The 9952-nt window shown below is 65.2% G+C and carries 5 protein-coding genes and 4 pseudogenes; 6 read left to right on the top strand and 3 right to left on the bottom strand.

From position 1 onward, the window contains the following. The 3 genes and pseudogenes from MKK84_RS12710 to MKK84_RS12700 form a co-directional block, all read left to right on the top strand. Positions 1-127 (top strand): annotated as a pseudogene (locus MKK84_RS12710) (IS630 family transposase); the annotation flags it as partial. Between the two features lie 710 nt (positions 128-837). Next, positions 838-3959: pseudogene (locus MKK84_RS12705) on the top strand (PAS domain S-box protein). Beyond that, positions 3914-4261 carry an AI-2E family transporter gene (locus MKK84_RS12700; protein WP_243920207.1) on the top strand — a complete coding sequence of 116 codons (348 nt, stop codon included), beginning with the start codon at positions 3914-3916 and terminating at the stop codon, positions 4259-4261. The pseudogene MKK84_RS12705 and the gene MKK84_RS12700 overlap by 46 nt, the downstream one beginning before the upstream one ends. Positions 4262-4359: 98 nt before the next feature. Here MKK84_RS12700 and MKK84_RS12695 read toward each other — a convergent pair. Next, positions 4360-4617, bottom strand: a pseudogene (locus MKK84_RS12695) (YihY/virulence factor BrkB family protein); the annotation flags it as partial. 206 nt (positions 4618-4823) lie between these two features. On the opposite strand from MKK84_RS12695, the gene MKK84_RS12690 reads away from it, so the two are divergent. Further along, entirely contained in the window at positions 4824-5015 is a 192-nt protein-coding gene (locus MKK84_RS12690) for a hypothetical protein (protein ID WP_243920204.1), read from the top strand. Positions 5016-5045: 30 nt separating this feature from the next. Here MKK84_RS12690 and MKK84_RS12685 read toward each other — a convergent pair whose 3' ends face one another. Together MKK84_RS12685 and MKK84_RS12680 are read right to left on the bottom strand one after the other, a co-directional pair. Continuing rightward, positions 5046-5372 carry a hypothetical protein gene (locus tag MKK84_RS12685; RefSeq protein WP_243920203.1) on the bottom strand — a complete coding sequence of 109 codons (327 nt, stop codon included), beginning with the start codon at positions 5370-5372 and terminating at the stop codon, positions 5046-5048. Continuing rightward, positions 5369-6477 (bottom strand): annotated as a pseudogene (locus MKK84_RS12680) (IS5 family transposase). Before MKK84_RS12680 ends, MKK84_RS12685 begins: the two are co-directional and overlap by 4 nt. Before the next feature lie 530 nt (positions 6478-7007). Between MKK84_RS12680 and MKK84_RS12675 the strand changes: the two are divergent. Next, entirely contained in the window at positions 7008-7286 is a 279-nt protein-coding gene (locus MKK84_RS12675) for a hypothetical protein (RefSeq protein ID WP_243920206.1), read from the top strand. 128 nt (positions 7287-7414) lie between these two features. Then, positions 7415-9574 (top strand): glycogen debranching N-terminal domain-containing protein, encoded by a 2160-nt coding sequence (locus MKK84_RS12670; RefSeq protein WP_243920202.1) that lies wholly within the window; start codon positions 7415-7417, stop codon positions 9572-9574. The last annotated feature ends 378 nt before the right edge of the window (positions 9575-9952 follow it).

The raw sequence follows: 9952 nt of genomic DNA, 5'->3' as shown, positions 1-9952 counted from the left end.
CGACCTTCAGGCGGCGATCAAACGCTACATCGCCGAGCACAACCGGCGCGCCAGACCTTTCGTCTGGACCAAACCCGCCACCGACATCCTAGCCGCCGTCAGCCGATCCCCTGAACCATCCGTCTGAGTCAGTGCACTAGGGTGGATTTCTGCCAGTCTGCTCTCGGGAGGTAGGATCAAGAAACCAGACGTGCGTCCGACTTCTGACGACTGCCTGTCTCGCGCCATCAGCGGACCTTCGACCGAAGACGCCGGAGTGGCCGCTTGAAGTTTAACAGCTGCCGTTGAGAGGGAGTGGTTGGTCCGGCGGCTACAACGTCCTGGCGTTGTGACACATAAAGCGAACGCTTCCGGGGCCCTTATCCGGGGTCGACCCAAGCCGCACGCATTCCTCGGCTGGCGGATGACTAGCCATGGCCATGTTGACTACGACCTTCAGAACCCGACGCATCGGTTTTGGGCCCACGCAGTGGCCACCGCTTCCCGCGGTCCCTGAACCTTCGGGCGGGCCATCACGCCGAAGCTTCAAACCGCCAAACCTCCCATCACGTGCCAAGCGCGAAATGGGTTCGGCTTCAGGCTGATCGAGCGCGGGCTCATGGCGCAGGTCGGCAGGACGCAGTCCATGGACTTCGCGTCGGAGGGACTGCGCTGCGTGGTGGAGGGCCGCCTTCCCGAGTTCCCGTCCACCGCAGGTCGGGGCGATGCTCGGTCACCGTGGCCCCGGCCGGGCGCGAACGTGCGCGCGCAGGGGCGGAACCGGCCTAATCCCGACGGCTTGCTCCCACGGATGCACGTTGTCGAAGCCGGACCTCGGTCAATCGAGGGACATTGGTTTTGGTTGAGTTCGACGTCGGGGCGTTGTCGCGCGAGGAACTTGAGGCGGAAGTGCTGCGCTTGCGGTCCCGCCTCCCCGAGGCGGGAGGCGAGGCGTTCGGCCGGAAGCTGCGGACGACGCCTACCGGCCTGGGTCAGCTGCTCTCCGCGGTCGAGAAGACCCGTATGCCGATGATCCTCACCGACCCGAGCCTGCCGGACGATCCCATCGTCTTCGCCAACCGGGCCTTCCAGGATTTATCCGGCTACGGCGCCGAGGATCTCCTCGGTCGCAACTGCCGCTTCCTGCAGGGGCCTGACACCGACCCTGCCCACGTCCAGGCCATCCGCGACGCGATCGCGGAAAAGCGCGACATCGCCATCGACATCCTGAACTATCGGCGCGACGGTACCCCCTTCCTCAACGAGCTCTTCATAAGCCCGATCCTGGATAGGGAGGGGAACGTCCTCTTACATTTCGGCAGCCAGGTCGACGTCACCGGCTACCGGAACGCCAATAGGCAACTGGCGGCCAACGAGCGGCGGCAGCGGGCCATCCTCGACAGCGCCGTCGATTTCGCCATCGTCGTCATGGATTGCGACGGTCTCGTCACCGACTGGAACACCGGTGCCGAGCGTATCTTCGGCTGGACCGCCGAGGAGATGCGCGGCCAACCCGCCGACCGCTTCTTCACGCCCGGGGACCGTGCGGCGGAACGGCCCGAAGCCGAGATGCGACAGGCGCGGGCTGAAGGCCGCGCCTCGGACGAGCGCTGGCACGTCCGCAAGGACGGCGGGCGTTTCTGGGCGTCAGGTGAGTTGATGCCTCTGCTCGACGAGGTCGGCGAGCATTTCGGCTTCACCAAGATCGCCCGTGACCGGACGACCGAGCATCTCGCCGGCAAGGCGCTGGCGGATTACAAGACGCGGTTGCGTCGCGCCCAGGAGGCCGGGGGCATCGGGCTGTTCTCAGTCCGGCTGGCGGATAGCGTGCTGGAGCCGACGCCGGAGTTCTGTCGCCTCTACGGACTGCCCGAACGTGCGAGCTATCCCTCAAGCGCCTTCGAGGCGCTCGTCCTACCCCAGAATGCCCACCTCGTGTCGTCGGCGGCGACCCGCGCGGTCGGCCGCCCCCCCAGGGACGTCGCCTACCGCATCCGACGCGCCGACACAGGCGAGTTGCGCTGGATCGCGCGCAAGGGCGAGATCGAGTTCGACGAGGAAGGTCGCCCGGTCCGGTTCTCCGGCGTCTCGCGCGACATCACCGACCAGCGCGCCGCGCAGGAGGCGCTGCGGAAGAGCGAGGACCACTTCCGGCATACGGTCGAGCTGAACCCCCAGGTTCCGTGGACATGCGATCCGGCCGGCAACATCACCTCGTACTCGACCCGCTGGCTCGAACTCACTGGGCAGGCACCCGGCGAGCCGGACGGCGCGGGTTGGATGAAGGCGCTGCACCCGGACGACATCCCGCATACCGTCGCGGTGTTCTCTCGCTGCCTCGCCTCCGGCGAGCCGGTCGACGTCGACTACCGCATCAACGTCGCGGCGAGCGGAACTACCGCTGGATGCGGGCCAGGGCCCGTCCCCGTCGCGACGAGGCCGGCGGCATCGTGGCCTGGTACGGGGTGGTCGAGGACATCCACGACCGCCGTGTCACCGAGGAGGGCTTGCGCGCCAGCGAGGAGCAGTTCCGCGCCTTCGCCCAGGCGATACCGAACCACGTCTGGGCAAGCCGCCCGGACGGACACCACTACTGGTTCAATGATCAGGTCTACGCCTACAGCGGAGCCACGCCAGGCGAACTCGACGGCATCGACGAGTGGTCGAAGGTGCTGCATCCGGACGACCTCGCCGCCGCCGGTGTGGCATGGGCACGGTCCCTCGCGAGCGGGGAGGTCTATGAGACGGAGTTCCACATCCGGCGAGCCGACGGCGCCTACCGGTGGTTCCTGGTCCGAGCCGAGCCGGTCAGGGACGCGGAGGGCGCCATCCTGCGCTGGGTCGGCACCAACACCGACATCGACGAGCGTCGCCGCCAAGCCGAGGAACTCTCTACACTGAACACGACCCTGGAGGAGCGGGTCGCCTCGCGCACGGATGCCCTGATGGCGGCCGAGGAGGCGTTGCGGCAGTCCCAGACAATGGAGGCGGTCGGCCAACTGACCGGCGGGCTCGCGCATGACTTCAACAACCTGTTGGCGGGCATCTCGGGATCGCTCGAACTGATGCAGACGCGGATGGGCCAGGGCCGGCTGGGCGACCTCGACCGCTACATGACGGTCGCCCAGGGAGCGGCCAAGCGCGCCGCCGCGCTGACCCACCGCCTGCTTGCCTTCTCCCGCCGCCAGACCCTCGACCCCAAGCCGACCAACGTGAACCGCTTGGTCAAGGACATGGAGGAGCTCGTCCGACGGACGGTCGGTCCTGCCGTCCACCTGGAGGTCGTCGGCCTCGCCGGTCTGTGGCCGGCGCTGATCGATCCGGGGCCGTTGGAGAACGCCCTACTCAACCTGTGCATCAACGCCCGCGACGCGATGCCGGACGGTGGGCGCATCACCATCGAGACCGCCAACAAGTGGATCGACGAGGCCGGAGGCCGCCGGCACGATCTCGCGCCCGGCCAGTACCTCGGCGTCTGCGTGACCGACACCGGCACAGGCATGGCGCCGGACCTGATCGAGAAGGTGTTCGAGCCGTTCTTCACGACCAAGCTCACCGGAGAGGGCACTGGCCTCGGGCTCTCGATGGTCTACGGTTTCGCCAAGCAGTCAGGCGGTCAGGTGCGGATCTACTCCGAGGTCGGAGAGGGAACGACCGTCTGCCTGTACCTGCCACGCCATTACGGCGAGGCGGACGAGGACGAGGTCGCTCGCAGGCTTGAGGAGGTGGGGCAGGCCCGCCAGGGCGAGACGGTGTTGATCGTCGACGACGAGCCCTCAGTGCGGATGCTGGTCACCGAGGTGCTGGAGGATCTCGGCTACACCGCCATCGAGGCCTCCGACAGCGTCGCCGGGCTGAAGGTGCTGCAGTCGGACGTGCGCATCGACCTGTTGGTTACTGGGTTGCCGGGCTACCGCAGGCTGGGCTTTTCACGCTGCTCACCGTCACGTTTGCGATGCTGCCCTTCGGAGCCTGGTTAGCATTCACGGCTGCGGCCCTGATTCTCGCGATCCAGCATGACGCATGGTTTGGTGCGGCCGGCGTGTTCGGTTGGGGGGCCACCGTCATGCTGGCTGGCGACAACTTCGTTCAGCCGGCCCTCATCGGAGGAGCCGCGCGGCTGCCGCTGGTCTGGACCCTGATCGGGATCCTAGGTGGCCTCGAAACCTTCGGGCTTGTCGGCCTTTTTGCTGGGCCAGTCGTGATGGCGGCGCTCTACTCAATTTGGCGGGACTGGACAACGCCTGGAGCAGCAGTTGTCGATAGAGTGGGTCTGTGCTGACAGGCCCATGCAGATGACGGTAGCGAACAGCGGCACTCTCACGATTCAGATCCCCGTGGCTTTAATCCAGAGGCCTGGCAGGTCTGACGGGGTCGATACTAGGGCGACGCTGCAACAGTGTCGGCCTTGCTAGCCTGCAGGGCGCCGAGGGGCTTCTGGCCGCCGACCGTGGTGTCGCGGGCGGTCTGGTGCTCCATCTCGGCGTTCAGCTCTGCGCTAAGCAGCACGACCGTCGTCGACAGCCAGATCCAGGCCATGAAGCCGACGACCGGGCCGAGCGAGCCGTAGGTGTCATTGTAGCTGCCGAAGTGTGCCCCATACCAAGAGAACAGGGCTGACACGATCAGCCACAGCACATGGCGCGCTGGTCGGCCTCGATCTTCACGATCGTGACGACCGCATGGATCTGTGGAGTTGCACGCACATGGTCCTCATCGCACAACCACTTTGTCTCACGGCAGTATCTGTCGCGCTTGCGAACCGGATGCCGGCAGGTCGGTTGTGTTTGTGAGGAGCCCGGTCAAAGCAGAGCGCCCTCAAAGCTTCTATAGGGAGAAGCTGGATGCCGAAAATCAGTGTAAAGCTTGCTGGCGACGGTACCCATATGGTCGTGCAGGACCACGATCCTGTTGCATGCGGCATGAGCCTTGAAGAGGCGGATAACTTTCTGACTTTTCTGCGGGCGTCGGCGCGAGTGCGGCGGACGCAGCGGCTACCGGAGGCGCTGCGTCTGCGCAGAGCTTTAGCTGTTTAGCGCCTTTCCGAACAGGTAACTGCAGGCGCCCTAACAGGCTGTTGCAGAACTCGGCCAGCGGCGAGCGATGAAGGGGATTTCGTCAGCGGCATGGATGCCGATTTCGCCCTGAAGCAAGCCGTCGGCCTGGATCTCGGCCCATCCGGAGCCGCGGGCCTCGTCCATCTCGTCGTTCCCGGACCAGTCGAACTCAACGGCTGCGTGATCACCGCCACCAGCAAACGTCCCGGTGACGCATCCAAAGGCGAACGCGCCGCCGGTGGCCTCGAAGAGGATGCAGGGCGGCTCGACCATGTCGGCATAGTCGTCCGCGTAGCCGGGCAGCTCGACGATCCGCCACTTGCCCAGAACGCTCACGCCAGAGCTCCAAACAGTTTGGGCAGGCGGACGGGGTTGTAGGCCGCTGCGGTGAAGGCGAAGGCCCGTCCGGCCTTGTCGCGGCCCCTGAAGCGGGCTTTCCCCTGGCCACTCGCCGTCTCGATCCAGCCCAAGCCCTCCTCGATGCGCTTGCGGATCTTCTGGTTCATGCCATAGCCGGCATGGTGGGTGGTTCGCCTATCGATGAACGAGCGGCGGCCGCAGGTGTTCTGGGCCACGTGCGCGTGCGCATTCATCGACCTGAGCTCATCGACGAAGTCCTCCGCGTCATAGGCCTTGTCGGCGCCCACTGAGCTGGCCTTGGGCCGGTCCGCCCTAGGCTCGATCATCGCCAGCGCGGCGATGCACTCGGCGAGACCGTGCGCGGACGTCATGCAGGTGTCCACGATCAGGGCCGAGCAGTTCCCCATCAAAGCGTGGCCGATGAAGCAGAGCTTGGCCTCCATGCCCGGCCCCTTGCGGATAAGCCTGACTTCGGGATCGGTGGTGCTCCCGCGCGTCTCGTTCGAACGCTTCTGACCCTTGAAGGCGACCTCGGTGTTGCGCCCACCGGCCGGCGATGGTGCTTGATCCCCGCTTTGATCCTTGGGCCTGAAGCTCTTCATCGAGGCCCAGGCTTCGATCAGTGCGCCATCGACGCCGAAGTGGTCACTGGACAGGAGCCGCTTTACTTGGGGCTGGACCAGCACGGCTGCCAGGAACTTGGCGGCGATCTCGCCGGCTAGCAGCCTGTCCCGGTTCTTGCCGAAGCTCGAATGATCCCAAGCCGGATCGTCGACGCCCAGCCCCACGAACCAGCCAAACAGCAGGTCGAATTTCAGACGCTCCATCAACTGCCGCTCCGAGCGGATCGAGTAGAACGCCTGCAGGAGCATAGCTCGCAGCAGCATCTCAGGCGGGATCGACGGACGACCCATCCGCGCCGCGTAGAGCACAAAGAAGTCCTGGTTCAGCGCTGCGAGCGCCACATCCGTGTGCTGCCGACCGTCTGCAGTAGGTGGTCGGGCCGGACCCGAGCCTCCAGATCCACGTAGGAGAACAACGTCCCCGACCGCTGATCCGCACCCCCATCCGCCTTCCCCACGCGCTCCCGAGAATGAGTGAATCACGCCCGGGTCGGTCACGCCACGAACTTCTTCAAGAGCCTGCTAGGCGTCCTCCGGACGGCGTGGATGGCGACGGTGCAACATTCAGGAGCGGCGAAAGGGGGCATCATGCTGCAGCATTGTGAGGTAGAGTTCGCCCCCAGCCCTCTTTCGATCGTCTTGTCTGCGCTATTCGGCTAGGCGGGCGAGATGAGGCGCGTAGATCGGACTCTGATTCTCAACGGGATCCACCTCAAACCGCCCGGCTCCGGTCGCGGCGGTTTTTTCGTGCGTGATGGTTTGCTCCGAGTTCGTTCGCGCAGGGTTTTCGTACTCCAACGACCAGCAACGATGAGCCATCTGAGCACATAAGCCACTTCGCCGAATTCCAACGGTATCATACTTAGGGATCTGCCTTGCGGAATAGATCACACCGCGAATTGCTAATATCGAAATACACATGATATTCGCCTGGAAACTTCGCTCCGGCGCCGTGTTAATCAAAGAATCGCACCTGAAAGGACGACTAATGCGCCTTACATCGACCATCCTAATTGCTTCGCTTGCCGCACTTGGCTCAGGAGCGGTGTCAGCTCAGCCGATTGCGCCCAGCGGCACCCCACGATCAGGGGGTGCAGCGATCCAGGCTCAGCCCAACACGACAGGCAATGATCGCAATGTAGTCATTCCTCGCGGAGCTACCGGAGCCGAGACCATTACGACCGACTCGGCAGCTGGCGGCAACGCGAACCTACCTGAGCGGGCTGTTCCAAATGGCAGTGCTGGCGGCGGCAGCGGAAGTCGCTAAGGCGAGAGTGGAAACCCGGCACGAGTTGAGTGCTTGGATTAGTATGATGCGGCAGGCTGCCCAGGAAGTCGCCTAATCGCCGAGATCCGATCCCGGCCTCGCCGGGCATTCCGCAGAGAAGCTCGTGCATGGCTTACGAGATTGGCGTCGGTCCGGCTCAGCTCACTATCAACGTCGGCGACAGCGTGCTCATCACCGAGGTCGACGGCCAGATCCATCAGCCGAGCGAGCGCGGCCTGTTCTTCCGCGACACCCGCCTCATCAGCGCCTGGACGGTCACCGTCGATGGACGCGGCTGGCAGGTGCTGAATTCCGCAGCCACCGACCACTTTGCCGCCCAGGTCGTGATGGTGAACCCAACCCTGCCCAAAGATGCGGGCGAGGTTCCCGCCGGCACAGTCAGCCTTGCCTTGTCGCGCTCGCTTGATCACGGCGGCATGCGCGAGTCGCTCAAGCTGCGCAACCACAACCGCAGCCGCGTGCGTCTCTGCCTCGCCGTGCAGGTGTCCTGCGACTTCGCCGATGTCTTCGACGTGAAGGCTCACCGGATCGTCGTGCGCGGCGAGACCTGCACCCACTGGTCCCCCGAGGAGGGCTGCCTCGCGACTGTCCACACGAATGACAGCTTCCGTCGCGGACTATGGGTTGGTGCAGCAGACGGCGCAGCAAGGCCAGTCCTTCGGGACGGCGCGCTATGTTTCCCCGTTGAACTCGGTCCCCAGCAGTCCTGGAGCACCGACCTTGACTACCGCTGGATCGACGGTGACGACACGCTCGACGCGCCGAGCGTCGCCTTCGCCGGGCGTGAGCGGTCCAGGCCAGCCGCAGCCCTGCGCGACTGGCGCGATGGGGCCCCGCGCCTGCGCACGCCGCACAACGGCCTGCAGCAGCTCTACGACCGATCCTTCGATGACCTCGCCGCCCTGCGCCTGCCGTTTGAGGGCACGGACTGCAAAGCCTTCGTACCGGCCGCCGGCATCCCGTGGTTTGCCGCTTTATTCGAGCGCGACAGCCTGATTACCGCGATCCAGACCGTGCCGGTCTACCCCGACTTCGCGCGCGGTGCGCTGGAGATGCTGGCCCGCTATCAAGCCGACGCGACCGACGATGCGCGCGACATGCAGCCGGGCAAGATCCCGCACGAGCTGCGCCGCGGCGAGATGGCCGCCCTGGGTCTGAATCCATTCCGGCCATACTATGGCACTGCGGATGCCACGCCGCTCTACCTCATCCTGCTGCACCGCGCGTGGCAGTTCACGGGCGACCGGAGCCTGATCGAGCGCCACCTCGTCACTGCCGAACGCTGCCTCGCCTGGATCGACGATTACGGTGACTTGGATGGCGACGGCTTCCAGGAGTACCAGCGCCGCGCGCCGGACGGGGCTGAGAACCAGGGCTGGAAGGACGCGGACAACGCCGTCCTCGACGAGAGCGGCGACGACGTGCCCGCGCCGAAGGCGCTGTGCGAATTGCAGGGCTACGTCTACGACGCGTGGCGCCGGATGGCCCAGATCTACGACGCACTCGACCGACCGGATCGGGCGCTGGCGCTCAGGGAAAAGGCGCAGGTTCTCCACCGGCGTTTCAACGCCGCGTTCTGGGACGAGGACGCGCAGTACTACGCGCTATGCCTGGATCCGGAGAAGCGGCGGGTGATGAGCGTCAGCTCGAATCCCGGCCACCTGCTCTGGTCGGGGATCGTGCCGCCCGAGCGGGCCGAGGCCGTGGCGCGGCGGCTGATGGCTGAGGACATGTTCAGCGGCTGGGGCGTGCGCACACTGTCGGCAGATCATCCGGCCTACAACCCGCACGATTACCAGCTCGGGGCGGTCTGGCCGCATGACAACGGCGTAATCGCGGTCGGGCTGGCCCAGTACGGCTTCCACGCCGAGGCAGCCCGCATCGCGGCCGGCCTAATCGCGGCGGCCGACCGCTTCATGCTGCATCGCCTGCCGGAGGTGTTCGCCGGGACGAGCCGGTCCGACGCGCCTTTCCCGGTGCAGTATCTCGGGGCCAACGTCCCGCAAGCTTGGGCGGCGGGCTCGGTGTTCAGCCTGCTGCATGCCCTGATGGGCGCCTGGGTGGACGCCAGATCCTGCACGATCCTGGCCGACCCGCACCTGCCGGACTGGATACTGGAACTGACCTTACTGGATTTCACCGTCGGGCAGCAGACGGTTGATCTGCGCCTGTTCCGCGACGGCGCGGAGACCCGCATCGAGATCCTGCGCGGTCCTGGAGTGAGGCTGGTGCGGCGGCCCTTCGCAACCGCAGTCGAGTATCTCTGATCGCCCCATCTGCGTGCGAGTAAAAGCAGGTACCAAGCGCTCGGCCCTGATCAGTGGCAGAGGGCGACCAGTCATTAGACCGCAGTCTTGGAATCCGTCAAATTTACTCGTCTGACCTTGATGCTTGTCAGCGCAATATAGCAAGCAGACAAGCTAGTTTATGCCTGTCGGTTTCGGTTTTAATCTGACAATATGACAAATAATCTGGGTGAGTCGGGTCCAGAAGTTGGCTTACTACCCGATAATACTCGGAATCTTCGGTTCAAACCCTGAACCCAATGTCGACTCCTGGCGCAACTCAGGCCTACAAACTGGGCTGTTGCAGCGTCCGCTTTGGAGAAGCCGCTAGAGTCGGCTGAGCGGCCGGAATGGGCGCAA

Source organism: Methylobacterium sp. E-065 (assembly GCF_022829605.1).
GTDB lineage: Bacteria > Pseudomonadota > Alphaproteobacteria > Rhizobiales > Beijerinckiaceae > Methylobacterium.
The sequence above is the reverse complement of the archived record's forward strand: the minus strand, read 5'-3'. Positions and strand labels throughout refer to the sequence as shown.

Coding starts and splice junctions, on each gene's coding strand:
- MKK84_RS12670 (WP_243920202.1), top strand. CDS start 7,415: ATGGCTTACGAGATTGGCGTCGGTCCGGCTCAGCTCACTATCAACGTC.
- MKK84_RS12675 (WP_243920206.1), top strand. CDS start 7,008: ATGCGCCTTACATCGACCATCCTAATTGCTTCGCTTGCCGCACTTGGC.
- MKK84_RS12690 (WP_243920204.1), top strand. CDS start 4,824: ATGCCGAAAATCAGTGTAAAGCTTGCTGGCGACGGTACCCATATGGTC.